This window comes from Youhaiella tibetensis, assembly GCF_008000755.1.
Lineage (GTDB): Bacteria > Pseudomonadota > Alphaproteobacteria > Rhizobiales > Devosiaceae > Paradevosia > Paradevosia tibetensis.
In genome coordinates, this window is record NZ_CP041690.1 from 751215 (window position 1) to 776412 (window position 25198).

Here is a 25198-nt window from a genome sequence, read left to right on the forward strand (position 1 = left end):
AGGCGAGGGGTCAGCCCACCAGCACCTGCAGCCTGTTGCCGAACGGATCCTGCGTCTCGATCCCGCCCTCGACCGCGCTCACCGGCGCGCCCGCGCCTTCGAGCCGCGTTTTCACCCCGGCCAGCGTCTGCGCGTCGGGCACAACGATGGTGAACCAGCGCAGCCCCGCCGCGCCGGCCGGCGGCAGCACCGCGTTCGGGCCCGACCAGATGTTGAACGCCAGCGTATGGGGCATGTAGTCGAGGCCGACATCGCCCATGCCGAACGAATGGATCAGCAGGAACCCGGCAAAGCCGATGACGTCGCGATAGAACGTCATGGCCTTTTCGAGGTCGTTGACGTGCACATGCACGTGCCCGATCCGGGTGCCTTCGATCATGCGCGCTTCCAGCACCGGCTTCTCGCCCAGTTCCGCCAACAGCCCGTTGAGGTCGATCGGGTCGCGCCCCGAATGCGGCTTGCCTTCGGTGGTGATGGCGTAGTGGCCGGTCTCCGGGTCGCCCAGGTGGCCGCGCCACGGCGTTTCGAAAGTGATCTCGATGCCGTTGCCGTCGAGGTCCCAGAGATAGATGGCCTCCGAAACCAGGTGGTCGGTCGGCGAAATCTGCACGCGCCGCTGCAGGGCCCGCACTGCCATCTGCGCCAGCGCTGCGCGCGTCGGCACGTGGATGGCCACATGGTAGAGCCCGATCGTACGCGGCACGGACGGGCGGTTGGCCCCGGTCTCGAGCACGATCAGCACCTTCTTGCCCACGCCCAGCTCGAGCACGTTCTCATGCTCGGCCACGATGTCGAGCCCGACCACGTCCTGCCAGATGGCCAGGGCACGCGCACGGTCGGTGACCGCGATATGCACGGGGCCGAGCTTGGTGGTCAGCGGCAGGATCGGCTGGGAGCGGACTGGGGTCTGCACACTTGCATCAATCATGACTTGTCTCCTTTGGGCGGCAGCCTGGGCCGCCGCATCGTTGAACAAGATATAGCCCCGCCATCGCCGTTCGGCCATGTAGGCCAAACCGAAGGCATTGTTCGATAATCCGCACCACTGCGTTGCCGCTTCCCGCTCCGGCCTTTTCGTGCTCACTAATGGCGAGGGAACTTGGAGGAACCTGCGATGCGCATCAGGACCCTGGCGCTTGCCTTCTCGATGCTGGCCTTTGCCGGCCCCGCTCTGGCCAATTGCTATGAAACCATAGGGTGTGACGATAGCGACGCCTTCAGCAAGGCCGACCTGCGCCACTTCTCCTGCCAGGTCCTCTGGGACCTGCGCAACTCGATCTACAAGCAGAACGGCTATTGCTTCAAAACCCAGCGGGCCATCAGCTATTTCGGCAATGACGGCTGCTACATCGCCGATCAGGGCGCCGTGAAGCTCAACGCCTATGAGCGCCAGAACGTGGCGGCCATCCAGTCGGTCGAAAAGGCCAAGGGCTGCAACTGAGCGCTAGACCTTGACGGCATGGGCCACGCGGTCTTCTTCGCCGAAGACCCGCAGGTAGCGCTCGATCTCGCGCCGGTCCCCGGTCGCCTTTTCGGGATTATCCGATAGCTTGACCGCGGGGCGGCCATTGGCCGAGGTCACCTTGCACACCAGCGAGATGGCCTTGAGCCCGTCGGTCGGCACCGGCGCGCAGCCCTCGAAGTCGTTGGTGAGGTTCGTCCCCCAGCCAAAGCTCATCCGCACCCGGCCCTCGAAGTGCCGGTAGGCCTCGATGATCATGTCGACATCGAGCCCGTCCGAGAAGATCAGCAGCTTTTCGCGCGGATCCTTCCCCCTCGATTTCCACCAGGAGATGATCTTCTCCCCGCCCTCGATGGCCGGGGCGCTGTCGGGCCGGAACCCGGTCCAGTCCGCCACCCAGTCGGGCGCATCGCGCAGGAACGCCGCCGTGCCGAAGGCATCGGGCAGCACGATCAGCAGGTTTCCGCCATAATAGCTGCGCCAGTCCTGCAGCACCTCGTAGGGAGCCGCCTTGAGCGCTTCGTCGCTCGTGGCCAGCGCCCCGAGCACCATCGGCAGCTCGTGGGCATTGGTGCCCAGGGCTTCCAGGTCCGTGTCCATGGCCAGCAGCACGTTCGAGGTGCCGGTGAAGCTCTCCCCGATCCCTTCCTTGAGCGCTTCCACGCACCATCGCTGCCACAGGAACGAGTGGCGCCGGCGGGTGCCGAAATCGGAAATCTTGAGGTCGGGATATTGCTTGAGCCGCTCGGTCTTGGCCCACATCTTGGCCTTGGCCCGCGCGTAGAGCACGTCGAGCGCGAAGGGGCCGAACTGCTTCATGGCCGCCCGCGAGCGCAGTTCGTTGATGATGGCGAGGGCAGGGATCTCCCACATCGTGGTGTCCGTCCAGCGCCCGGCGAAGGTCAGCTCGTACTGCCCGTCGCGCCGCCGCAGGTCGTATTCGGGCAGCTCGAAATTCTCCAGCCACGCCAGGAATTCCGGCTCGAAGATCTGCTTGCGCCCGGCAAAGGTGTTACCAGCCAGCCAGATCATCTCCTTCTTGGAGAAGCGCAGCGTGCGCGCATGGTCGAGCTGCGCCCGCAGCTCTCCCTCGTCGATCTCGTCGGCGAGCCGCACCGAGGTGGTGCGGTTGATCAGCGAGAACGTGGCGTTGACATGGGGGTAGAGCCCCCAGATCATCTGCAACATCAAGAGCTTGTAGAAATCGGTATCCAGAAGGCTCCGGATGATCGGGTCGAGCTTCCAGGTGTGATTATAAACACGCCTGGCGATATCGGTTCTGGTCATGATGCGTCCCACCGCGCTGCGACGCCTTAATTAAGGGGCGAGCGCGCGAAAAGCTAGGGCGAGGGTGCCGTGGCGGATGGGCGGCTCAAGACGCTGGCCCGGAACCCTTAGCCGAATCGCTGCTCCGGAACCGCCCCCGCATCGCGCCGGAAGTCGGAGGGCGACATCCCCGCCATCTTGCGGAACGACTTGTTGAAGGCGCTGAGCGAGCCGAACCCGCTTTCCATCGCCACGTGCAGCACGTTGGCATCCTCGCGCAGCAGCAGCGCCTGGGCGTAGGAGAGCCGCAGGAGGTTCACGTATTCGTTGAGCGTCATGCCCGTTGAGCGCTTGAAGATCGACATGGCGTATTTCGGATGCAGGTCCGCCGCCGAGGCGATGTCGATCGAATCGATGTCGTGGAGGAAATTCTGCGCGATGAAATCGCACATCCTGCCCACCTTGCGCGAGGACTGCAGGTCGAACCCCTCGCTCTGGCTCGCCTCGCCGCTCTCCGCGCTCCCCCCGACCAGCGAATAAGGCTCGAACCGCACCCGTTCCAGCCGCAGCAGCAGTTCGTTGACGGCCTGCTCGGCCCGCACCGCGTCGCCCGAGCGGGCATAGGCGTTCCAGCGCGCGAAATTGTGAGCGTCCGACACGTCCGTCGCCTCGGTCAGGAGCGTGGCGCCCTGCATCAGTTGCTGGGGCACGTCCTGTGGCAGGCGCAGCCGGAAGAAGTGGATGAGCGGCAGGTGCGCCCCGGCATAGATGGTGTCTTCGGAAAGATCGTCCATCTGGTGGGCCAGTCCGCCCCAGAACAGGCACATCTGCCCGGCCTGCAACGTCATTTCGTGGGTGTGCATGCGATAATGCACCGTGCCGCGAACGATGAAATTGACTTCCACCTGTGCGTGCCAGTGCGGTTTGACCATCACCAGCGGCGTGTTGAGGAACATCTGGAAACTGGTCGGCAGCCCTTCGACGCTGCTCGCCCCGGGTTGGTAGATCGGACGCACCTTACTTTCCGGCAACTCCACATTCCCTTTTGCGCGGACATACCGTGGCTAAGAGGTAGTCTACTCATGCTCTTGGAGCAAAGAAAAGGGAGGAAACTATGGAACGCACCCATTCGCGGTGGCGCAAGACGCTCGGGCTCGTGCTCGGCGCGAGCCTGCTGTCGATCAGCGCTGCCTCGGCAGCCGAACTGACGGTCTGGTGCTGGGACCCGAACTTCAACATTCCCGCCATGCAGGATGCCGGCGCGCGCTATACGAAGGATCACCCGGACACGACCTTCAACATCAACAACATCTCGCAGGACGAGATCAACCAGAAGCTCCAGACCCAGCTTCTGGCGGGCGTCACCGACGGCCTGCCCGACATCGTGCTGGTCCAGGACGACAACATCCAGCGCTTCCTGCAGTCGTTCCCCGGCGCCTTCGTGCCGCTGTCCGACTCCATCGATATGTCCAAGTTCGCCCAGTACAAGGTTGCCGCCGCGACCTATGACGGCAAGTCCTACTCGCTGCCCTTCGACTCCGGCGTGGCGGGCCTCTTCTACCGCTCCGACTATCTCGAGCAGGCCGGCTACAAGCCCGAGGATCTCCAGGACATCACCTGGAACAAGCTGATCGAAATCGGCAAGGACGTGCTGTCCAAGACCGGCCACCAGCTCATCGACGTCGATTTCAACGACGATGGCATCATCATCATGATGATGCAGTCCGCCGGCCAGTGGTACCTCAAGAACGGCACCGAGCCCAACATCCTGGATAACCCGGCCCTCAAGCAGGCCCTGGTCACCTTCCAGGACCTCAACAAGGCCGGGCTCGTCAAGCCGATCTCGAACTGGACCGACTACACCGGCGCCTTCACCTCCGGTGAAATCGCCATGGTCCCGCAGGGCGTCTGGATCACCGGCACCATCAAGTCGGTTCCCGAGCAGTCCGGCAAGTGGCGCGTGGCGCCCATGCCCAAGCTCGATAACGTCGACGGCGCGACCCACTACACCAACAATGGCGGCTCGAGCTGGTACGTCCTCTCGTCCTCCAAGAATGCGGCCGAAGCCACCGACTTCCTCAAGACCGTCTGGGCCGGGGATGTCGATTTCTACCAGGGCATCCTGATCAACCAGGGCGCCGTGGGCTCGCTCCTCGCCGCCCGCGATGGCGCAGCCTTCAAGGCCAGCGACGACTTCTTCAACGGCGAGCCGGTCTGGCAGAACTTCTCTGATTGGCTGGCCAAGGTTCCTGCCGTCGATTTCGGCACCTTCACGCCCGAAGCGCGCCTTGCCGTCCGGGCCCAGATGCCCGGCATCGCCTCTGGCGGCAATATCGACGATGCTCTCAAGGCGATCGACGCGCAGCTGCGCCAGCAGATGCAATAATCGCGTTGCCGTCGGGGCGGGCTTCGGCTCGCCCCAACCCGGTGCTGTCGGTGCGGTTGGGGAGACCGTGCCGCCGGCGCTGTCGTCGTCCATGACTGGGAGGGAGCATGGCGCAGACTCGTTTGGACCGTAGCGAGCAGATCAACGGCTGGGCATTCGTCATGCCTGCACTGGTCCTGCTCGGCATCTTCATGATCTATCCGATCATCTGGTCGCTCTGGATGAGCTTCCAGGTCGGTCGCGGGGCCAACGTCTCGTTCGGGGGCCTCGCCAATATCCAGCGGCTGGCCAACGACGGACTGTTCGTCCAGGCGCTGACCAACACGTTCATCTTCTTCATCATCCAGGTGCCGATCATGATCGTCCTGGCGCTGCTCTTCGCGGTGGCGCTCAACGATCCGATGCTCAGGTTCCGGGGCCTGTTCAGGACGCTCCTGTTCCTGCCCTGCGTTACCTCGCTCATCGCCTATTCGTCGCTGTTCAAGTCGATGTTCTCGAACGACGGCATCATCAACCAGGCCCTGCTGGCGCTCCACATCATCGGCGCGCCCATTCCGTGGCTCTCCGACCCCTTCTGGGCCAAGGTCGTCATCATCGTCGCCATCACCTGGCGCTGGACGGGCTACAACATGATCTTCTACCTGGCTGCCCTCCAGAACGTGGACAAGTCCATCTACGAGGCCGCCCGCATCGACGGCGTACCGGCCTGGGCCCGCTTCACCAGCATCACTATCCCGATGCTCAAGCCGGTGATCCTGTTCACCACGATCCTGTCGACCATCGGCACGCTGCAGCTCTTTGACGAAGTCAACAACATCACGCAGGGCAACCCGGCCAACGCCACGCTGACCCTCTCGCTCTACATCTACAACCTGACCTTCCGCATGATGCCCAGCTTCGGCTATTCGGCAACGGTCTCGTGGGTCATCGTCCTCATCGTCGCGGTTCTGAGCTTCATCCAGTTCATGATCGCGCGCGACCGCAGGAGGCCCTCATGAACTTCGCGCTGATACGGCGAGCGGGGATCTATCTCTTCCTCTCGGTCGCCGCGTTCCTGTCGGTCTTTCCGTTCTACTGGATGGCGATCGGCGCCACCAACAAGTCGATCGACATCACCACCGGTCAGATGACCCCCGGCAACAACCTGGTCGCCAATTTCCAGAGCCTGGCGGCCCAGGTCGATCTGGTGCGCATCTTCGGGAACTCGTTCCTGATCGCCATCATCTCGACCATCCTGACGCTCGCCGTCTCCTCGATCGCCGGCTACAGCTTCGAGATGTTCCGCTCCCGCGTGCGCGAGCGCATCTTCCAGCTCCTGCTGTTGCTGCTCTCGATACCCTTCGCCGCCCTCATGGTCCCGCTCTTCGTCATGATCTCGCGGGCCTCGCTCACCAACACCTTCATGGCGGTGATCCTGCCCACCATCGCCTCGATCTTCATCATCTTCTATTTCCGACAGGCGACCAAGGCGTTCCCGGGCGAGTTGCGCGACGCGGCGCGGGTCGATGGGCTCAAGGAATGGCAGATCTTCCTCTTCGTCTATCTGCCTACCATGCGCTCGACCTATGCGGCGGCGACCATCATCGTCTTCATGAACGCCTGGAACAATTACCTCTGGCCGCTCATCGTGCTGCAGACGCCCGAGAACAAGACCATCACCCTGGTCATCTCGGCGCTCACCGCAGCCTACGCGCCCGATTTCGGGGTGATCCTCCTGGCCACCGTGCTGGCAACACTTCCAACCCTCGTCATCTTCTTCGTTTTGCAGCGGCAATTCGTGCAGGGGATGCTCGGTGCGGTCAAATAAGGGATACGCTTCATGAGCAGCCTTAAACTGAAGGGCGTGCGCAAGGCTTTTGGCACGCTGGAAGTCATCAAGGGCGTCGATCTGGATATCAACGCGCGCGAATTCGTGGTCTTCGTCGGCCCCTCGGGCTGCGGCAAGTCCACCCTGCTGCGCATGATCGCGGGGCTCGAGTCCATCACCTCGGGTGACATCGAGATCGGCGGCAAGCGCGTCAATGATGCCGATCCCTCCAAGCGCGGCATCGCCATGGTGTTCCAGTCCTATGCGCTCTACCCGCATATGACGGTACGCGACAACATGGGCTTCGCGCTGCGCTTTGCCGGCAAACCCAAGGACGAGATCGCCCGCCAGGTCGGCGAGGCCGCCCGCATCCTCGAGCTCGAGCCGCTCCTTGATCGACTTCCCAGGGAGCTCTCGGGAGGCCAGCGCCAGCGCGTCGCCATCGGCCGCGCCATCGTGCGCCATCCGGAGGTCTTCCTCTTCGATGAGCCGCTTTCCAACCTCGATGCCGAACTGCGCGTGCACATGCGCATCGAGCTGGCGCGGCTCCATCGCGAACTCAAGACCACCATGATCTACGTCACCCATGACCAGGTCGAAGCCATGACCCTGGCCGACAAGATCGTGGTTCTGCGCGGCGGCGAGGTGGCCCAGGTCGGCAGCCCGCTCCAGCTCTACGACGATCCGGACAACCACTTCGTGGCCGGCTTCATCGGCTCGCCCCGCATGAACTTTCTCGAGGCCGAGGTGCTTGATGCGGGCAATGGCAGCTTCACCGCCCAGCTCGTCAACCACCCCGGTGTTCGCCTTACCAAGACGCTGACCGGCAAGCTGCCCGCCAAGGGCGACAGGATCACCATCGGCGTGCGCCCCGAGCATTTCGGCGAGCCCGGCCAGGGCATTGCCGACCTCTCCCTCACCGTCGATGTCGCCGAGCACCTGGGCTCGACCACCTTCATCTACGCCAACACCGCCACCCCCGAACAGCTCATCGTCGAGCGCGAGGAGCGTCATGCCGGGGAAAGCGACACCCTCGTCGTTTCCATCCCGGCCGAGACCTCGCTCGTCTTCGACAGTGCCGGCAAACGCCTGCGCTGACCCGCCAGAAGCTTTCAAATTTTACCGATTGAAGAGGACCACCAAGTGACTTCCCAAACCCTGCGCTGGGGCATTATCGGCCCGGGCGCCATCGCCAAGGATTTCCGCCGCGGCGTGCTGGATTCCCGCCTCGGCAAGCTCGAGGCCATCGCCACGCGCAATCCGGGCAAGCCCGGCCTGGCCGAGGATTTCCCCGAGGCCCGCATCCTGGATGGCTATGACGCCATCCTCGCGGACCCGAACGTGGATGCCGTCTATATCGCCACGCCCCATGTCGGCCACGCCGAATGGGCCATCAAGGCCGGCGAGGCCGGCAAGCACGTCCTCGTCGAAAAGCCTTTCGCGCTCACCGCCTTCGAGGCCGACGCGGTCTTTCACGCCCATCGTAAGGCCGGCACCTTCGCGGGCGAAGCCTTCATGTATCGCATGCATCCGCAGACCAAAAAGATCTACGACCTCGTCGCTTCCGGCGCCATCGGGGAGGTCCGCTCGATCAAGGCCAGCTTCGGCTTCCAGATGCCGCGCTTCATGCCCGAGCATCGCCTCTTCGCCAGCGCCCTGGCCGGCGGCGGCATCCTCGATGTCGGCGGCTATCCCGTCTCCATGGCCCGCTTCATTGCCGGCGCCACCGTCGGCAAGCCCTTCCTCGATCCCGTCAAGGTTTCGGGCATGGCCAACCTCAATGCCGAAGGCACCGACAACTGGGCCTCGGCGCTCCTGCAGTTCGAGAACGGCATTATCGCCGAGGTGAGTTGCGCCGTCATGGCCAACCTCGACAACGTCCTGCGCATCATCGGCTCCGAAGGCCGCATCGAAGTCCCCGACTTCTGGTTCGCCGACGGCGACCGCAACGGCGGGGAAGGGCGCATCGACGTCATCAAGGGCGGCCAGACCGAGACCATCCGCGTCGGCAAGCAGCGCCATCTCTATTCCTTCGAGGCCGATGCCGCCGCCGAAGCCATCTTCGATGGCAAGCAGCAGTTCGATCCTCCCGGCATGACTTGGGCCGACACCCTCGGCAACGCGCGCGTCCTCGACAAGTGGCGCGCCGATGCCGGCATCGAGTTCAGCGTCGAAAAGGCCGCCGACCGCAAGCTCACCCTCTCGGGCCGGCCCCTCAAGTCCGGCGGCACCAAGGTACCCAAGCGCAAGCTCGCAGGACTCGGCAAGGATCTTTCGGTCGTCGCCCTCGGCTTTGAGGATTTCCGCACCTTCTCCTCGGGCGCGATCCTGCTCGACGCCTTCTATGAAGCGGGCGGCAATCTTTTCGATACCGGCTGGGTCTATGGCTCGGGCTATACCGAAAAGCTCCTCGGCGAATGGCTGACCAATCGCGGCGTGCGCGAACAATCGGTGGTCATCGGCAAGGGCGCCCATTCCCCGCTCTGCTACCCCGACGTGATCGGCAAGCAGCTCACCCAGACCCTCGATCGCCTGCAGACCGACTATGTCGACGTCTACTTCATGCACCGCGACAATCTCGACGTCCCGGTGGGCGAATTCGTCGATGCCATGGACGATGAGGTGAAGAAGGGCCGCATCCGCGGCATCTTCGGCGGCTCCAACTGGACGCGCGAGCGCTTCGACGAGGCCGTGGCCTATGCCGAAAAGCACGGCAAGCAGAAGCCGGGCGCGCTCTCCAACAACTTCGCTCTCGCCGAGATGCAGGACGTCATCTGGGCCGGCTGCGTGTCGTCCTCGGATGACGCCTGGAAGGCCTGGTTCAAGGAGCGCCAGGTGCCGAACTTCGCCTGGTCCAGCCAGGGCCGCGGCTTCTTCACCGACCGCGCCGGCCGTGACAAGCGCGATAACGAGGAACTGGTCCGCGTCTGGTATTCGGACAAAAACTTCGTCCGCCGCGACCGCGCCGTGGAACTGGCCGAAAAGCTCGGCAAGAGCCCTATCCACGTCGCCCTCGCCTACGTCCTCCACCAGCCCTTCCCCGTCGTCCCCCTGATCGGCCCGCGCACGCTCGGCGAACTCGACGACAGCCTCAAGGCGCTGGACATCAACCTGACGCCCGAACAGGTGAAGTGGCTGGAGGGCTGAGGCTCGATCGCTCCTCCTCACCTCGCCCCCTCGGGGAGAGGTCGCCGCAAAGCGGCGGGTGAGGGGAGGCCCCAACCGCCGAACCGCCTCCCTCCCCCTTGTGGGGAGGGACCGAGGGTGGGGGTGGGCAGGAGGCTCCGAGCGTTCCGTCACGATTGCCTGGCGTGATGGCCGGAATGGCATGTTCAACGCTCTCGTCCTGTGTTTAGCTTGCGAAAATCCGCAGGCCTGCCCATGGCTTGGCTCGCGGTCCATCGACTTGGAGACCCTAATGCCCGGCGAGCAGAAGCTCACCCCCTTCGAGCGCATCACCCAGGCCGTGCAGGCCCAGATTCCCATCGTGCGCGCCATGGAGCGCGAGCTGGGCAGGGAGCGCGCCCACCAGCTCGTGCGCGAGGCGCTCGACGCCGCCAACCGCAAGGCCGTCGCCGCCCGCGGGAGCCTGCTCGATATCCCGACCCTCGATGCCGAGTTCGCCGGGTTCGGCGAGGGCATCCGCTACGAATTCGAGACCGTTGAGAAGACCGATACGCTCCTGCGCAATACCGTCAGCCATTGCGACTATGCCGAGTTCATGGAGCAGATCGGCGCCCGGGACCTGGGCACGCTCCTCATCTGCGACGGCGATTTCGCCATGGCGGACGAACTCGGCCTCCGGCTCGAACGCACCAAGACCTGCATGGCCGGCGATGGCGAGTGTAACTTCTGCTACCACGTAAAAGGCGCCTGACCGGGAACGGACGCCTCGCCACGACATTACCTACCCACCACTTGGAGGCACGGATGGAGTTCGAGGGCAAGGTTGCGCTGGTCACCGGCGCGGGTTCAGGCATCGGCAAGGCCGCCGCGCTCACCATGGCCGGGCAGGGGGCCGACCTCGTCCTCGTCAGCCGTAGCCGCATCGAGCTCGAAAACGTCGCTGCCGAAATCCGCGCCATGGGCCGTCAGGCCCTGGTCGAACCCGCCGACATCGCCGATGAGGCGGCCATGTCCGCGCTCTACGCCCGCGTCCGCGAAACCTTCGGACGGCTCGATATCCTCTTCGCCAATGCCGGGATCAACGGGGTCTGGGCGCCCATCGAGGAACTGACCGTGGCCGAGTGGGACGAGACCATCCGCATCAACCTGCGCGGCACGTTCCTGACGGTTCAGGGCGCCGTGCCGCTGATGAAGCAGCATGGCGGCTCGATCATCATCACCGCGTCGGTCAACGGCACGCGCACCTTCACCACGGCGGGCGCCTCGGCCTATTCCACCAGCAAGGCCGGTCAGCTCGCGTTCGGGCAGATGCTGGCGCTCGAACTTGCGCGCCACCGCATCCGCGTCAACGTCGTGTGCCCGGGCGCCATCACCACCGAGATCAGCGAGAACACCACCAAGCGCAACGTGGAGGCTGCGCGCCATCCGGTGGTCTTCCCGGAAGGCAAGGTGCCGCTATCGGGAGGCAAGCCCGGCACGGCCCAGCAGGTCGCCGATGTCGTTGCTTTCCTCGCCTCGGATCGCGCCAGCCACGTCACCGGCACCCCGATCTGGATCGATGGTGCGGAGTCCCTGCTCGTCTAGGGCAGCAGCGCCGGATCGACCAGCGCGCCCTTGTGCCCGATGACGACGCCCGCCACCTGGTGCGCCCGCGCCATCGCCTCGGCGATATCGGCGCCGTTGAGCCGGGCCGAGAGATACGCTCCGTTAAAGGAGTCGCCGGCGCCCGTGGCGTCCACGACTTTCGCGCCGGGCTTGGGGGCCACCATTTCGCGCAACCCCTGCGTCGCTCCCAGCGCCGTCTTGGCGCCGTCCTTGACCACCACTTCCTCTACCCCCGCATCGAGATAGCGCTGCGCCGTCGCCTCCGGATCGGCGTCCCCGAAAAGCGGAGCCTCGTCCGAATGGGTCGGCAGCACGATATCGGCAACGGCGGCGGCCGCCATGATGCAGGCCTGCATGGCGCGCGGGCCGCTCCAGAGCGCCGGGCGCAGGTTGGGGTCGAACGCCACCCGCGCCCCCGCGTCACGCGCCTTGACGATCGCCTTGAGCAGCCTCCCGCGCATGCGCGGCGCCAGGATCGCCACCGTGATCCCCGAGAAATAGATGAGATCGGCGCCCATCAGCGCCTCTTCGACGCTGGCGCGGTCCTCCATCATCAGCTTGGCCGCCGAAGTGTCGCGCCAATAGGTGAAATGACGGTCCCCGTGGGCCTGGTGGATGAGGTAGAGCCCGGGCCGCTTGCCCTCGATGGTCTGGATATGCCCGGTGCCGATCCCGGCCTGCCCCAGGAATGCGCGCATCTGGCCTGAATAGAGGTCGTCCCCCAGCGCCGTGACATAGTCCACCGACCAGTCGTTGCCGAGCAGGGCATTGGCATACCAGGCCGAATTGAGCGTATCGCCGGCAAACCCGAATTTGTAGAGGCCCCCTTCGCCGCCCGACATCTCGAGCATGCATTCCCCAATGCTGACAAAGCGCCTGGCCACGGATTCGCTCCCCCTAGTTGCAGCAAGACTTATGCCGGGGAAGGGGGCTTGGGGCAATGGGAGGAGGTTCCTGGAGCTCTCATACCCACTCTCGATCCCTCCCCCTTTGTGGGGAAGGAACAAGGGTGGGGTAAGCCGCCAGATCGGTGGCCCTACAACCGTCCCTCATACGCCTTGTCGAACACGGCCAGCGCCAGTTCGCGCGTCAGCGTCACCGGATTGCCCCCCGCCGTCGGATCGACGATGGCCATGTCCCCGATAACGTCGCGCTTGTCCGAGGTAACGCCGAAATCCTTGAGCGCATGGGGCACGCCCAGCTTCTGGCGCAGCGCCAGCACGGCGTTGAGGAAGGCCTCAAAGCTTGGTGGCAGCCCGCAATAGGCCGCCAGCCGCGCCACCTTGGCTTCGATCGCCTCGCGATTGGCAATCAGCACATAGGGCATGAACACGGCATTGGTCATGCCGTGATGCGTGTCGAAAAGCGCCCCCACCGGATGCGAGAGGGCATGGATGGCCCCCAGCCCCTTCTGGAACGCCGCCGCGCCCATGGCGGCCGCGCTCATCATGTGCCCGCGCGCTTCGATATCGCTGGGGTTGGCCGCCACTTTGGGCAGGTTCTCGAGCACCAGCCGGATGCCTTCGACCGCTATGCCGTCCGCCATCGGATGGTAGCCGGGCGCGCAATAGGCCTCCAGGCAATGCGCCAGGGCATCGAACCCGGTGCCCACCGTGATGAAGTTCGGCATCCCCACCGTCAGTTCCGGATCGGCGATCACGATCTTGGGCATCATCAGCGGGTGGAAGATCACCTTCTTGGTATGGGTCGTTTCGTCGGTGATGACGCCGGCGCGCCCCACTTCCGAGCCGGTGCCTGCCGTGGTCGGCACCGCGATGATGGGCAGGATTCCCTTCGGGTCCGCCCGCGTCCACCAGTCCCCGATATCCTCGAAGTCCCACATCGGCCGCGTCTGGCCGGCCATGAAGGCGATGACCTTGCCGGTGTCGAGCCCGGACCCGCCCCCGAACGCGATCACCCCGTCATGCCCGCCCGCGCGCAGCACCGCGATGCCGGCATTGACGTTGGCGGCGATGGGGTTGGGCTTGACGTCCGCGAACACCGCCACCGGGATCCCGGCGTCCTCGATGATCTTCACCACCCGCGCCGTCACCGGCAGGTTGGCCAGCCCGGCATCGGTCACCAGCAGCGGCTTGCTGATCCCGGCAGCCTTGAGCGCCTCAGGCAGCTCCGCGATGCGGCCCGCGCCGAAACGCACGGAGGTGGGGTAGTTCCAGTTGGCTTTGGTCGTCATCGAAGAACTCTCAGATGTGCCGCAGGTGATAGGATTTCGGTTGCGTGAGATTGGCATAGCCGATCTCGGAAAGCGCGCCGCCCTTACCGGTGTCCTTGACGCCGGTCCAGACGAGCGCAGGGTCGAGATAATCGCAGCGATTGGCGAAGACCGTGCCGGTCTCGACCTTGGCGCCGATCCGTCCGGCGGCCTCGATATCGCGCGTCCAGATCGAGGCGGTCAGCCCATAGGGGCTGTCGTTCATGAGCGTGATGGCCTCGGCGTCGTCCCTGACCTTCATGATGCCCACGATCGGCCCGAAGCTTTCCTCGCGCATCACCGCCATCTGGTGGTTGACGTTGGTCAGCACCTCGGGCGCGAGGTAGGGTGAGCCGGCCTTGTCGAGCGGATGGTGCGTGCCCAGATGCGCCGTGGCGCCCTTGCGCAGGGCCTCCTCCTTCTGGCCGCGCACCACATCGGCGAACTGCGGCCGCGCCATCGGCCCGACGATCGTGCTCTCCTCGAGTGGATTGCCCAGCGTCCAGCCGCGCGCATTGTCGACGAACCCTTCCACGAACGCGTCATAGACGCCCTCATGCACATAGATGCGCTCGACTCCGCAGCAGCTTTGCCCGGAGTTGAAGAAAGAGCCATCCACGAGGTTTTCGATGGAATGGGCCAGGTCGGCATCCTCGCGCACATAAGCGGGGTCCTTGCCGCCCAACTCGAGGCCCAGTGTTGCGAACGTCCCTGCCGCCGCCTTCTCGATCCGCCGTCCACCTTCTACGGAACCGGTGAAATTGATGTGGTCGATGGCGCCCGAGCCGATGAGCTTTTCGGTATCGCCATGGCTCATGACGAGGTTCTGGAACAGCCCCTCCGGCAACCCCGCGCGCCGGCCCGCCTCGGCGAAGCGTTCGCCCACCAGCAGCGTCTGGCTGGCGTGCTTGAGCAGCACCGCGTTGCCCGCCATCAGCCCCGGCACGATGGAGTTGACCGCCGTGAGATAGGGGTAGTTCCACGGCGCGATCACCATCACCAGGCCCAGCGGCTCGCGCGTGATGTAGCGCGTAAAGCCTTCCTTGCCAGCCTTCACGGACGGCGCTAGCGCCTCCTCGGCAATCGAGATCATGTAGCGTGACCGCTCCTCGACGCCGCGCTTCTCGCCGCCGAAGCGGATCGGGCGCCCCATCTGCCAGGCCAGCTCTGGCACGATCTCATCGTTCATCCCGGCCAGCGCATCGACGAAATGCGTCATGATCTTGGCGCGCTCGGCCACGGTCACTTCGCCCCAGGCATTCCTGCCGGCCCTGGCGCGCACCACCGCCGCCTCGATCTCCACCCCGTTCGCCACCGGCCGCTCGGCATAGACGCTGCCGTCGATGGGCGAGATGATCTTGACCGTCTCGGTCATGGACTAGTTTCCTTGCTTGTCACGAAAGGGCGCGCTGTCGCGCCCGCTTGGGTTGCATGCGGATGTATCGACGTTCGAGGCTATGTCCGCTCGAACCCGCGCTTCAACTCCCAATCGGTCACCCGACGATCGTATTCGAACTGCTCCCACTCGGCCGTATGCACGTAGTGGGCGATCACGTTCTCCCCGAACGCTTCCTTGAGCATCTTCGATTTGCGCATCGCCTCGGTGGCATCGCGCAGCGTCTTGGGGACCTCCCGCAGCCGCTTGCCGAAATAGGCGTCGCCCGAATAGGCGGGCTCGAGCGCCATTTCCTTTTCGATCCCGTCGATGCCCGCGGCCAGGAGGGCCGCGAAGGCGAGATAGGGGTTGAGGTCCGCTCCGCCGATACGGCACTCGATGCGGATGCCCTTGGTTTCTTCCCCGCACAGGCGAAAACCCGCCGTGCGGTTGTCGCGGCTCCAGATCGCCTTGGTCGGCGCGAACGTGCCAACCTGGAAACGCTTGTAGGAATTGATGTAGGGCGCCAGGAAATAGGTGATCTCCTGGGCGTGGGCGAGCAGGCCCGCCACGAAATGCTTCATGAGCGCGCTCATGCCGTATTCGCCCTTCTCGTCGAGAAAGGCCGGCTTGCCCTTCTTCGCCAGCGACATGTGGATGTGGCTCGATGAACCGGCCAGCGCATAGTCCCACTTGGACATGAAGGTCACGGCCTTGCCCTGTCCGTGGGCGATTTCCTTGACGGCGTTCTTGAGCACCACGTGCCGGTCCGCCATCACCAGCGCCTCGGCATAGCGCACGTTGATCTCCTCCTGGCCCGGCCCCCATTCGCCCTTGGAGTTCTCGACCGGGATGCCCGATGCCTGGAGCTGGTTGCGCACCAGCCGCATCACGCCCTCTTCCTTGGTGGTCTGGAAGATGTGGTAATCCTCGATGTAGTAGCCGGCGGTGGTCAGGTTCCGGTAGCCCTTCTCGTAAGCCCCGCGAAAAGTCTCGTCGAACAGGTAGAATTCGAGCTCGGAGGCGAAATTGGCCGAAAAGCCCATTTTCTCGAGCCGGGCCAGTTGCGCCTTGAGGATGGCGCGCGGCGAGTGCGGAATGGGCGCGTGGTGATGGTGGTCGACGAGGTCCGCCAGGATGATCGCCGTGCCGTCCAGCCATGCCGCCTTCATGAGCGTTGTGACATCGGGCTTCATGACGAAATCGCCATAGCCCTTGGCCCAGTTGGCCGCCTCGTAGCCGGGCACCGGCTCCATGTCGATGTCGTTGGCCAGCAGGTAGTCGCAGCCATGCGTTTCGTCGATCGCGCCATCGAGGAAGAACTGCGCCTGGAAGCGCTTGCCGATCAGCCGTCCCTGCATGTCGGGAAAGGCGACGAGCACCGTATCGATCAGGCCCTTTGAAACATCCGATTTCAGCGCGTCGAGCGAATAGGCTCCGGCCATGAGTTTTGCTCCCTCTTCTTGTCGTTGCAGTTCAAGGTTGGGAGCCGCGGAACCCCACGCCCGCGGCCCCCCGGGAGGAAGGCTAGGCCTTGGAGCGATGCTCCAGGGCGAATTCCTCTTCCGGCGAGAGGATCAGCCGGTTCCTGCCCACCGCCGCAAAGTAGATGATGCCCACCACGCACCAGACGATCACCCACACCACGCCCTTGGAGAAGTTCGGGTCCTGCATCTGGTAGAACAGCGTCACCGCCGCGATGATGATGGTGACGATCGCGCCCGGAATGCCCACCGGGCTGCGGAACGGACGGGCGATGTTGGGCAGGTTGCGCCGCAGCAGGATGAAGCTGATCGCCTGCATGATGTAGCTCAGCATCGCGCCGAACACGGCCATGTTGAGCAGCACCGAGCCGATGATGTCGTCGCCCAGCTGCGTTTCCCCGTCGCCGCCCCCGCCATTGGCGAACCAGATGACGAGCATCACCACCAGCCCCAGCGTCGCGCCCGTGATCATGGCCACATGCGGGGTCTTGTGCTTGGAATGGGTGATCGAGAGCGCCGAAGGGAAGTATCCGGCGCGGCTGAGCGAATAGACCTGCCGCCCCTGCGCATAGAGGATGGTGTGGAACGAGGCGATGAGTCCCACCAGCGCCACCACGCCCAGCGCCGTCGCGCCCGCATCGCCGTAGATCTGGCGGAAGCCGAACAGCGCCGGCTCGAGCGAGGACGAAAGCGCGAACGAGCCCACGCCCACGATCGAGGGGTTGAGCAGCACGATCATGAAGGCGGAAAGCACCAGCGTGGCGAAGCCGAGCAGGATGCCGCGCGGCATGTCACGTTTTGGGTCGACCGATTCCTCGGCCGCCAGCGGCACCTGCTCGATGGCCAGGAACAGCCACACCGCGAAGGGCAGGGTCGCCAGCACACCCGAGAAGCCGAACGGGAACCAGGGGCCGTTGCCCTCCGGCAGTTCCACCGCCGCGCCGTCCGGGCCCACCCCGATATTGAGCGCCCAGCGGTTGAAGTCCATGTGCCCGAAAGCCGAGATCCAGAAGACCACGAGCCCCGCCAGCGCGATCAGCGTCACCGTCAGCGTCACCCGGTAGGAGAGCGCCACCCCGAAGATGTTGAGCCCCAGGAAGATGAGGTAGAACACCACCCAGAGCACCGGATAATAGGCCGGCTCGATTCCCGTGATGGAGCCGAAATAGGCCGAGATGAACGTCACGATCACCGCCGGCGTCAGCACGTATTCGACATTCTCGAAGAGGCCCGTGATGAACCCGCCCCAGGGTCCCATCGAGGTGCGCGCGAACGAATAGGCCGCGCCCGTATGCGGCAGCGCCGGGCTCATCTCGGCGATCGAGAAGACCAGCCCCAGATACATGATGGCGATGATGATGCCGGCCACCAGCATGCCGCCCCAGCCGCCCGTGGCGAAGCCGAAGTTCCAGCCCGAAAAGTGACCCGAGATAACCGCGCCCACGCCCAGCGCCCACAGCGACCACACGCCTGCATAACGCTGCAGCCCGCGTTTCTCGAAATACGACTTGTCGCGCGAGGCGTACTTGACGCCCCCGCGACCCACTAAGGGTGTCTCAGCCATTTGTCCCTCCTGATGGATGCCCCTGGATCGATGGTGACAGAACCGGTTGCCGTGCCGCCAACGTCCCTCGCGCGGCCTGTAGGCACCGGGCCAGCCGGTTCGACCACAAGGCCACCCCGGCGGGTTCGAGAATCTCGTCGTTTCGGATCTCGATCATGGTGGAATCGAGCCCGCGCCCGTCCCCGTGATGTTCGAGCGTATAAGTCACTCCGTTCAATGCTGCATAGGGTTCGTTCCAGCCGATGTTGAGCGCCCGGTCCTCATCGAGGAGCGCATCGCGCAATGCGGCCGTGAAAGCAGGGTTGGTGCCGTGGATGAGCCCGATCGGCCATGGCCGCGGCACGTCCTTGTAGACCGGTGTGAACGAATGCACCGTCACCAGGATGGTCTCCCGCCCGGCCGCCTTGCGCCGGTCCAGTAGCGCGCCGATGGCTTGATGGAACGGGGTATGGAACGCCACGATCCGGTGCGCCCGTTCGAGCGGGTCGATTTTCGCATTGCCCGGTATCGTCGTGCGTTCGCTGATGGCGGGGATGAGATCGGGTGCTTCATGGTCGCGGTTGGCGTCGATGATGAGCCGGCTCACCGTCGAATAGACCAGGGGCGCGTCCAGCGCCTCGAGTAGCCCCAGCGCCACCGAAAGTGCCCCCGGATCCCAGGCGATATGGCTCACCCGCTCGCTCGGCTTGAGGCCGAGATCGCCATATTCGGGTGGGATGCGGTTGGAGGCGTGATCGCAGACCAGCACGAAGGGGGAGGACCCTTCGGCGTTGTTGACCTGAACCGGCTGCAGTCTCGACCCATCCATGAGAGACACGCGATTTTTGTTCGGTTAACGTTTGCAACAGTTGTTCCGTATCGGCGATATCTGTCAATATTGAAATTGTCGTTTCAGCGTCTGCGAGGGGGATGACCGTGGAAAGTCCGAGCGTCGAGGCCCGTATCCACGAAGCCAACCACCGGCTCACCGCCGCCGAGAAGCGCGCCGCGCGCGGGCTGCTCGCCAATTACCCCACCATCGGCCTGGCCCCGGTCGCCGAGTTCGCCCAGCAAAGCGGGGCCAGCGCCGCCACCGTCCTGCGCTTCATCGCTCAGCTCGGGTTCAAGTCCTATCCCGATTTCCAGCGGTGCCTGCGCGAGGAGCTGGAGGAACGCGCCAAGTCGCCCCTGCAGCGCAGCCTCGCCGCCGTCCGTCACCAGACCGCCATCGGCGACTTCCTGGGCGATTTCTTCTCGCAGGTGACCTCCAACATGCACGCCTCTGCGGCGCGCATACCCACCTCCGAGTTCGAGGCCGCCAGCGCCCGCCTCGCCGATCTCAAGCGGGGCTGCCATATCGTGGGTGGCCGGTTCACCGATGCCATGGCCAGCTACATGGAAGCGCATCTGCGTCTCGTGCGCCCCGGCGTGCGCCGCCTCGATGGCCGTCCCGCCGCCCGCAACGACCAGCTGCTCGATATCCGCGCCGATGACACCGTGGTGCTTTTCGATATCCGCCGCTACGACGCCGACCTGCTCGAGGTCGCCGCCAGTCTGGCGGCGCGTCGCGCCTTCATGGTGCTCATCACCGATGAGTGGATTTCCCCGCTCTCGCGCTACGCCAAGATCGTGCTGCCCTGCCGCATCGCGGTCGATCGCACCTGGGATGCCAACACCGCCATCTTCGCGCTCACCGAGGCCTTGATCGCGCGCGCCACCGAACTGGCCTGGCCGAGCGCGGAAAAGCGGATGGGCTCGGTCGAGCACAATTAGCCTCGGCGGGAAGAAGCGCGCCGGCAGAGACCCACCAGCGCGCTTTAGTCTCAGCTCGCCGCCGCGAACTGCTCGTCGAAGGAATAGCCGGCGCCACGTACCGTGCGGATCGGGTCGGCGCTCTTGCCGCGATTGATGGCCTTGCGCAGCCGTCCGACATGCACGTCCACGGTTCGCTCGTCCACATAGACGTCGTTGCCCCAGACGCCGTCGAGCAGTTGCTCGCGCGAATAGACGCGGCCGGGGTGACGCATCAGGTATTCGAGCAGGCGATATTCCGTCGGCCCCAGATGCACCTCGCGGCCGGAGCGGCGCACGCGGTGGCTGGTGCGGTCCAGCTCCAGGTCGCCCGCCTTGAGTACGGTGGTGACGAGTTGGGGGTTCGACCGGCGCAGCAGCGCGTTGATGCGGGCCAGGAGCTCCGGGATGGAGAACGGCTTGACGACGTAGTCGTCCGCGCCCGTCGCCAGGCCGCGCACGCGCTCCTCTTCCTCGCCGCGCGCCGTGATCATGATGATCGGCACGCGGGCGGTTTCCTCGCGGGCGCGCCAGCGGCGGCAGAGCTCGATGCCCGAAAGGCCGGGCAGCATCCAGTCCAGGAGGATCAGGTCGGGGATCTTCTCGCGCATCTGGTCGGCGGCTTCATCGCCGCTCGCCGAGGAGAGCACGGTGAATCCTTCCGCCTCGAGGTTGTAGCGCATCATCAGCGCCAGATCGGCCTCGTCTTCGACGATCATGATCGTTGCAGGCATTTCAGCGGTTCCGGGTGGGGGAAAGGCTGGGGGTTCGCGAGATTACTCGCGAACCTGGGTCCGGTGGAGGTCTTCGACGTCGCCCGAGAGATACCGGCCGGTGTCGAGATAGAAGGCGGCCTCGGCGATGTTGGTGGCGTGGTCGCCGACGCGCTCGAGGTTCTTGGCGCAGAACAGCAGGTGCGTGCACTGCGTGATGTTGCGCGGATCCTCCATCATGTACGTGAGCAGTTCGCGGAAGATCGAGGTGTAGAGCGCATCGATCTCGTCGTCGCGGTTGCACACGGCAATCGCGGCCGCCCCGTTGCGGGTCGAATAGGCATCGAGCGCCGCCTTGAGCTGGGCCAGGATCAGGTCCGTCATGTGCTTGAGCCCGTTGTAGAACTTGGGCGCGAGCGACAGGCCTTCGATCTGGAGGGCGCGGCGCGAGACCTGCTTGGCCATGTCGCCGACGCGCTCGAGGTCGTTGGCCACGTGGATCGAGGTGATGATCGAGCGCAGGTCCGTGGCCATGGGCTGGCGGCGGGCGATCATGGAAACCGCGGTTTCGTCGATCTTGCGCTGCATCTCGTCGATGCGCTTGTCGGCGGCGACCGTCTGGCGGGCGAGGTTATGGTCGAGCTTGAGCAGCGCCGTGGTGGCGTTCAGCACGGCCGCTTCCACCTCCCCGCCCATCTCGGAAATCGACCGGGCCAGCTGGGTCAGCTCATCCTCGTAGGAGGAGACGATGTGTTCGCTCTGTAGGGTGGGCATCTAGGGCTCCTTAGCCGATACGGCCAGTGATGTAGTCCTGGGTCTTCTTGTTGACCGGATTGGTGAAGATCTCTTCGGTGACGCCTTCCTCGATCAGCTTGCCGAGGTGGAAGAACGCCGTCTTCTGGGAAACGCGGGCGGCCTGCTGCATCGAGTGCGTCACGATCACGATGGTGAAGTTCTCGCGCAGCTCGTCGATGAGCTCTTCGATGATGGCGGTGGCGATCGGGTCGAGCGCCGAGCAGGGCTCGTCCATCAGCAGCACTTCGGGCTTGGTGGCGATGGCGCGCGCAATGCACAGGCGCTGCTGCTGCCCGCCCGAAAGCCCGGTGCCCGGGGAGTCGAGGCGATCCTTGACCTCCTCGAACAGGCCCGCGCGGCGCAGCGAGGAGACGACCACTTCATCCATCTCGGCCTTTGTGCGGGCCAGCCCATGGATGCGCGGGCCGTAGGCCACGTTCTCGTAGATGGACTTGGGGAAGGGATTGGGCTTCTGGAACACCATGCCGACACGGGCGCGCAGCTCGACCACGTCGATATTGCGGTCATAGATGTCGTCGCTGTCGAGCAGGATCTCGCCGGTCACTCGGCAGGAGTCGATGGTGTCGTTCATGCGGTTCAGGCACCGCAGGAACGTCGACTTGCCGCAACCGGACGGGCCGATGAGCGAAGTCACGCGGTTACGCTCGATGTCGAGGTTGACGTCGAACAGGGCCTGCTTCTCCCCGTAGAAGACCGAGACGTCCTTGCCGCGGATCTTGACGGGAACGGTGCTTGCGGGCGCCGGAGCGGTGTCGAGGGTCATAGCTTCACTCATTTGTCGGTCCTACCAGCGGCGTTCGAAGCGTTTGCGAAGGATGATGGCGGTGATGTTCATCACGGCAAGGAAGGCCAGCAGCACGATAATGCCACCGGAAGTGCGTTCCACGAAGGCGCGTTCGGCTTCGTTGGACCACATGTAGATCTGGACGGGCAGGGCGGTCGCCGGCTGCAGCGGGGTCGCCGGATAGTCCGCCACGAACGCCACCATGCCGATGAGGAGCAGGGGGGCGGTTTCGCCCAGGGCGCGGGCGAGGCCGATGATGGTGCCCGTGAGCACGCCGGGCATCGCCAGCGGCAGCACGTGGTGGAACACCATCTGCATGCGCGAAGCGCCCAGGCCCAGCGCCGCCGAGCGGATGGAGGGCGGCACCGAGCGCAGCGCGGCGCGGGTGGCGATGATGATGGTCGGCAGCGTCATCAGTGAGAGCACGAGCCCGCCCACGATCGGCGCCGAGCGCGGCATGCCCATGAAGTTGATGAAGACGGCCAGGCCGAGGAGGCCAAAGACGATCGAGGGGACGGCGGCCAGGTTGTTGATGTTGATCTCGATGATGTCGGTCACCCGGTTCTTGGGGGCGAACTCCTCCAGATAGATCGAGGCGGCAACCCCGATCGGCAGGGCGACGATCAGGACGATCAGCATCATGTAGGCCGAGCCGACCATGGCCACGCCCAGGCCCGAAGCTTCCGGGCGGCTGGAGGCGCCATAGGTGAACAGGCCCCAGTTGAAGGGCGTCGAGATCCGGCCGTGCTGGCGCAGCTCCTCGAGCCAGGCGATCTGCTGGTCGGAAACCTTGCGCTTGGCCTCGGGCACGGAGAGGTCGATCTGGCCCTTGTTGGCGCTGTCGATATCGGCCCCGGCCAGCAGCGCCACCGTCTGGGTGGTGCCCACGATCGAGGGATCGGCCTGAACCATGGCGCGCAGCTGCCCGCGCACCGAATCCGAGACCATGCCCGAAACCTGCTTCATCGCCTTGCTGTCGCTCGGGTCGACCCCGAGCACGGCGGCCAGCGAGAGGCGGGCCACCTGCGGGTAGTTGGCGGTCACCAGCACCTTGGGGTCGCTGGCGCGCTTGTCGCCCTTGTCGATGATGTCGGCAGAGAAGTTCACCGGAATGGTGATGGCCGTCTGCACGAACGCCGTATAGCCCTTGCTGACGATCGAGCCGAGCAGGATCACCAGGAATATGACGCCGAAGGCGATGGCGGCGATACCCATGGCGCGGAAGCGCTGTTCGGCGGCGTAGCGGCGCTTGAGGCCGATATCGCGGCGGGCCGGAACGTCTGCGGCGGAAGCCTGCGTATCCATGACAGCTTGGCTCATTCGTACTGCTCCCGATAGCGGCGGACGATCCACAGGGCGAACACGTTCATCCCCAGGGTGATCACGAAGAGGGTAAGGCCCAGGGCGAAGGCCACCAGGGTCTGCGGCGAGTTGAACTCGAGGTCGCCCGTCAGCTGGTTGACGATCTTGACCGTAATGGTGGTCATGGCCTCGAAGGGATTGATGGTGAGCCGCGCGGCAACGCCCGCCGCCAGCACCACGATCATGGTCTCGCCGATGGCGCGCGAGGCGGTGAGCAGCAGTGCGCCCACGATGCCCGGCAGCGCCGCCGGCAGGATGACGCGCTTGATGGTCTCCGAGCGGGTCGCGCCCAGGCCGAGCGAACCGTCGCGCATGGCGCGGGGCACGGCGGTGATCACGTCGTCCGAAAGCGAGGACACCAGCGGGATGAGCATCACGCCCATCACGAACCCGGCCGTGAAGACCGACTGCGCCTGGATGAAGGCGGTGCCGCCGGCAAGGGCCGCCGAAAGGTCGCGCAGGAAGGGCCCGAGGGTCACCACCGCGAAGATACCGTAGACGATGGTCGGGATACCGGCGAGCAGTTCGAGCACCGGCTTGACGATCGAACGCACCTGCGGGGAGGCATATTCACCCATGTAGATGGCCGACATGAGCCCCACGGGCACGGCGACCAGCATCGAGACGAGCGCGATGTAGAGCGTGCCGGCGAGCAGCGGGATGAGGCCGAACTGGCCTTCGCTGTCGGTCGCGCCGGCCGCGGCGAAACGCGGGTCCCACACGGTGCCGAAGAAGAAGTGCATCGGATTGACCTGGGAGAAGAAGGTCATGGTTTCCGAAAGCATCGAGAGCACGATGCCGATGGTGGTCAGGATCGCGATGCCCGAGGCGCCGAACAGGGCCCAGAGCATGACGCGCTCCACATTGTTGCGGGCGCGGGCGCGCGGCTTGACCATGCCCAGCCCGATGGCGGCCCCGGCGAGCGCCAGGATGATGGCGATGCCTCCGCCCAGGCGGCTGGCCAGCGTGGCCGTTTCATTCACGCTCAGCGCGATGGGCAGCATGTAGTCCTGGCCCTGGCTGGCGAGCAGGATTCCCTGCTCGGCGGCGACGGGCACGAAATCGGCATAGGATTTCGGCAGGTCGGCGGCGGTATGGATATCGAGGGCGCCCAGGGCGCCGGCGGCGCGGTCGATCATGCCGAGCGCCAGGCTGCGCTCACCGACGCTGATATCGGCCGGGAGCTGCGCATTGATCATGTTGTCGGTGTAGATGCTGGCGCCGATCGCCCACACGACAAGGAAAAGCACTGCGGGAACGGTTGCGAGCAGGAACGCCCACCAACCGTGGTAGTTGGGCAGGGAGTGCGGCTTGGCGGCCCCGTCGCGCTGTGCTGCGGCGCGCTGGCGTCCGATCACGAACGCGACCACACCGATCGCGGCGATGATGGCGAAGACTATGGTTGCCGACATCTTGCTTCCCTGTATTGCGCCCCCTGTGCCGGGAGCTGCCGTTGAAGAGGTGGA

General features: G+C 65.0%; 23 protein-coding genes. 9 read left to right on the forward strand and 14 right to left on the reverse strand.

Features of this window, described 5'->3' with window-relative positions:
• Positions 1-10 precede the first annotated feature (10 nt).
• Entirely contained in the window at positions 11-928 is a 918-nt protein-coding gene (locus tag FNA67_RS03670) for a VOC family protein (RefSeq protein WP_147655112.1), read from the reverse strand.
• Between the two features lie 186 nt (positions 929-1114).
• Here FNA67_RS03670 and FNA67_RS03675 point away from each other — a divergent pair, with 186 nt between their 5' ends.
• Positions 1115-1441, forward strand: a complete 327-nt coding sequence (locus tag FNA67_RS03675) for a YARHG domain-containing protein (RefSeq protein WP_082202406.1) — start codon at positions 1115-1117, stop codon at positions 1439-1441.
• Positions 1442-1444: 3 nt separating this feature from the next.
• Here the strand turns inward: FNA67_RS03675 and pncB are convergent, their stop codons facing one another.
• Together pncB and FNA67_RS03685 are read right to left on the reverse strand one after the other, a co-directional pair.
• Positions 1445-2749, reverse strand: a complete 1305-nt coding sequence (gene pncB / locus FNA67_RS03680) for a nicotinate phosphoribosyltransferase (RefSeq protein WP_049708317.1) — start codon at positions 2747-2749, stop codon at positions 1445-1447.
• Positions 2750-2856: 107 nt separating this feature from the next.
• Positions 2857-3765, reverse strand: a complete 909-nt coding sequence (locus tag FNA67_RS03685) for a helix-turn-helix domain-containing protein (protein WP_174851669.1) — start codon at positions 3763-3765, stop codon at positions 2857-2859.
• Between the two features lie 77 nt (positions 3766-3842).
• Here FNA67_RS03685 and FNA67_RS03690 point away from each other — a divergent pair, with 77 nt between their 5' ends.
• The 7 genes from FNA67_RS03690 to FNA67_RS03720 all read left to right on the forward strand — a co-directional run bounded on the left by FNA67_RS03690 (position 3843) and on the right by FNA67_RS03720 (position 11631).
• Positions 3843-5114, forward strand: coding sequence for an ABC transporter substrate-binding protein (locus FNA67_RS03690; protein WP_049707760.1), 1272 nt, complete (start codon positions 3843-3845; stop codon positions 5112-5114).
• A 107-nt stretch (positions 5115-5221) separates the two neighbouring features.
• Positions 5222-6112 carry a carbohydrate ABC transporter permease gene (locus FNA67_RS03695; protein ID WP_049707761.1) on the forward strand — a complete coding sequence of 297 codons (891 nt, stop codon included), beginning with the start codon at positions 5222-5224 and terminating at the stop codon, positions 6110-6112.
• Positions 6109-6921, forward strand: coding sequence for a carbohydrate ABC transporter permease (locus FNA67_RS03700; RefSeq protein ID WP_147655114.1), 813 nt, complete (start codon positions 6109-6111; stop codon positions 6919-6921). The genes FNA67_RS03695 and FNA67_RS03700 overlap by 4 nt, the downstream gene beginning before the upstream one ends.
• 12 nt (positions 6922-6933) lie before the next feature.
• Positions 6934-8019 (forward strand): ABC transporter ATP-binding protein, encoded by a 1086-nt coding sequence (locus FNA67_RS03705; protein ID WP_147655115.1) that lies wholly within the window; start codon positions 6934-6936, stop codon positions 8017-8019.
• A gap of 45 nt (positions 8020-8064) precedes the next feature.
• Positions 8065-10068 carry an aldo/keto reductase gene (locus FNA67_RS03710; protein ID WP_147655116.1) on the forward strand — a complete coding sequence of 668 codons (2004 nt, stop codon included), beginning with the start codon at positions 8065-8067 and terminating at the stop codon, positions 10066-10068.
• Between the two features lie 271 nt (positions 10069-10339).
• Complete coding sequence (locus FNA67_RS03715) at positions 10340-10798, forward strand: L-2-amino-thiazoline-4-carboxylic acid hydrolase (protein WP_049707765.1); 459 nt, start codon at positions 10340-10342, stop codon at positions 10796-10798.
• Positions 10799-10851: 53 nt separating this feature from the next.
• Entirely contained in the window at positions 10852-11631 is a 780-nt protein-coding gene (locus FNA67_RS03720; RefSeq protein WP_049707766.1) for an SDR family oxidoreductase, read from the forward strand.
• Here FNA67_RS03720 and FNA67_RS03725 read toward each other — a convergent pair.
• From FNA67_RS03725 to FNA67_RS03750, 6 genes are all read right to left on the reverse strand, one after another.
• Positions 11628-12536: a sugar kinase gene (locus FNA67_RS03725; protein ID WP_082202408.1), complete on the reverse strand. Its 909-nt coding sequence runs from the start codon at positions 12534-12536 to the stop codon at positions 11628-11630. The two genes, FNA67_RS03720 and FNA67_RS03725, sit on opposite strands and share 4 nt — an antisense overlap.
• Before the next feature lie 152 nt (positions 12537-12688).
• Complete coding sequence (locus FNA67_RS03730; protein ID WP_147655118.1) at positions 12689-13846, reverse strand: iron-containing alcohol dehydrogenase; 1158 nt, start codon at positions 13844-13846, stop codon at positions 12689-12691.
• Between the two features lie 10 nt (positions 13847-13856).
• Complete coding sequence (locus tag FNA67_RS03735) at positions 13857-15239, reverse strand: aldehyde dehydrogenase family protein (protein WP_147655119.1); 1383 nt, start codon at positions 15237-15239, stop codon at positions 13857-13859.
• A gap of 80 nt (positions 15240-15319) precedes the next feature.
• Entirely contained in the window at positions 15320-16684 is a 1365-nt protein-coding gene (locus tag FNA67_RS03740) for a glutamine synthetase family protein (protein WP_049707770.1), read from the reverse strand.
• A gap of 82 nt (positions 16685-16766) precedes the next feature.
• Positions 16767-18287 (reverse strand): amino acid permease, encoded by a 1521-nt coding sequence (locus tag FNA67_RS03745; RefSeq protein WP_049707771.1) that lies wholly within the window; start codon positions 18285-18287, stop codon positions 16767-16769.
• Positions 18280-19095: an N-formylglutamate amidohydrolase gene (locus FNA67_RS03750; protein WP_147655120.1), complete on the reverse strand. Its 816-nt coding sequence runs from the start codon at positions 19093-19095 to the stop codon at positions 18280-18282. The genes FNA67_RS03745 and FNA67_RS03750 overlap by 8 nt, the downstream gene beginning before the upstream one ends.
• Positions 19096-19202: 107 nt before the next feature.
• Between FNA67_RS03750 and FNA67_RS03755 the strand changes: the two genes are divergently transcribed.
• Positions 19203-20039 (forward strand): MurR/RpiR family transcriptional regulator, encoded by an 837-nt coding sequence (locus FNA67_RS03755; RefSeq protein WP_244616457.1) that lies wholly within the window; start codon positions 19203-19205, stop codon positions 20037-20039.
• Between the two features lie 50 nt (positions 20040-20089).
• Here FNA67_RS03755 and phoB read toward each other — a convergent pair whose 3' ends face one another.
• From phoB to pstC, 5 genes are read right to left on the reverse strand one after another with little or no spacing between them, the layout of a single operon-like run.
• Entirely contained in the window at positions 20090-20791 is a 702-nt protein-coding gene (gene phoB / locus FNA67_RS03760; protein ID WP_049707774.1) for a phosphate regulon transcriptional regulator PhoB, read from the reverse strand.
• A 42-nt stretch (positions 20792-20833) separates the two neighbouring features.
• Positions 20834-21544: a phosphate signaling complex protein PhoU gene (phoU, locus tag FNA67_RS03765; protein WP_049707775.1), complete on the reverse strand. Its 711-nt coding sequence runs from the start codon at positions 21542-21544 to the stop codon at positions 20834-20836.
• Positions 21545-21554: 10 nt separating this feature from the next.
• The gene (pstB, locus tag FNA67_RS03770) at positions 21555-22361 is read right to left on the reverse strand and encodes a phosphate ABC transporter ATP-binding protein PstB (protein WP_049707776.1); all 807 of its coding nucleotides are present in this window, start codon (positions 22359-22361) and stop codon (positions 21555-21557) included.
• A gap of 9 nt (positions 22362-22370) precedes the next feature.
• Positions 22371-23690: a phosphate ABC transporter permease PstA gene (gene pstA / locus FNA67_RS03775; protein WP_147655122.1), complete on the reverse strand. Its 1320-nt coding sequence runs from the start codon at positions 23688-23690 to the stop codon at positions 22371-22373.
• A complete protein-coding gene (pstC, locus tag FNA67_RS03780) occupies positions 23687-25144 on the reverse strand; it encodes a phosphate ABC transporter permease subunit PstC (RefSeq protein ID WP_147655123.1) in 1458 nt (485 codons plus the stop codon). The genes pstA and pstC overlap by 4 nt, the downstream gene beginning before the upstream one ends.
• Positions 25145-25198: the final 54 nt, after the last annotated feature.

Coding starts and splice junctions, on each gene's coding strand:
- FNA67_RS03670 (WP_147655112.1), bottom strand. CDS start 928: ATGATTGATGCAAGTGTGCAGACCCCAGTCCGCTCCCAGCCGATCCTG.
- FNA67_RS03675 (WP_082202406.1), top strand. CDS start 1,115: ATGCGCATCAGGACCCTGGCGCTTGCCTTCTCGATGCTGGCCTTTGCC.
- pncB (WP_049708317.1), bottom strand. CDS start 2,749: ATGACCAGAACCGATATCGCCAGGCGTGTTTATAATCACACCTGGAAG.
- FNA67_RS03690 (WP_049707760.1), top strand. CDS start 3,843: ATGGAACGCACCCATTCGCGGTGGCGCAAGACGCTCGGGCTCGTGCTC.
- FNA67_RS03695 (WP_049707761.1), top strand. CDS start 5,222: ATGGCGCAGACTCGTTTGGACCGTAGCGAGCAGATCAACGGCTGGGCA.
- FNA67_RS03700 (WP_147655114.1), top strand. CDS start 6,109: ATGAACTTCGCGCTGATACGGCGAGCGGGGATCTATCTCTTCCTCTCG.
- FNA67_RS03705 (WP_147655115.1), top strand. CDS start 6,934: ATGAGCAGCCTTAAACTGAAGGGCGTGCGCAAGGCTTTTGGCACGCTG.
- FNA67_RS03715 (WP_049707765.1), top strand. CDS start 10,340: ATGCCCGGCGAGCAGAAGCTCACCCCCTTCGAGCGCATCACCCAGGCC.
- FNA67_RS03720 (WP_049707766.1), top strand. CDS start 10,852: ATGGAGTTCGAGGGCAAGGTTGCGCTGGTCACCGGCGCGGGTTCAGGC.
- FNA67_RS03730 (WP_147655118.1), bottom strand. CDS start 13,846: ATGACGACCAAAGCCAACTGGAACTACCCCACCTCCGTGCGTTTCGGC.
- FNA67_RS03735 (WP_147655119.1), bottom strand. CDS start 15,239: ATGACCGAGACGGTCAAGATCATCTCGCCCATCGACGGCAGCGTCTAT.
- FNA67_RS03740 (WP_049707770.1), bottom strand. CDS start 16,684: ATGGCCGGAGCCTATTCGCTCGACGCGCTGAAATCGGATGTTTCAAAG.
- FNA67_RS03745 (WP_049707771.1), bottom strand. CDS start 18,287: ATGGCTGAGACACCCTTAGTGGGTCGCGGGGGCGTCAAGTACGCCTCG.
- FNA67_RS03750 (WP_147655120.1), bottom strand. CDS start 19,095: ATGGATGGGTCGAGACTGCAGCCGGTTCAGGTCAACAACGCCGAAGGG.
- phoB (WP_049707774.1), bottom strand. CDS start 20,791: ATGCCTGCAACGATCATGATCGTCGAAGACGAGGCCGATCTGGCGCTG.
- phoU (WP_049707775.1), bottom strand. CDS start 21,544: ATGCCCACCCTACAGAGCGAACACATCGTCTCCTCCTACGAGGATGAG.
- pstB (WP_049707776.1), bottom strand. CDS start 22,361: ATGAGTGAAGCTATGACCCTCGACACCGCTCCGGCGCCCGCAAGCACC.
- pstA (WP_147655122.1), bottom strand. CDS start 23,690: ATGAGCCAAGCTGTCATGGATACGCAGGCTTCCGCCGCAGACGTTCCG.
- pstC (WP_147655123.1), bottom strand. CDS start 25,144: ATGTCGGCAACCATAGTCTTCGCCATCATCGCCGCGATCGGTGTGGTC.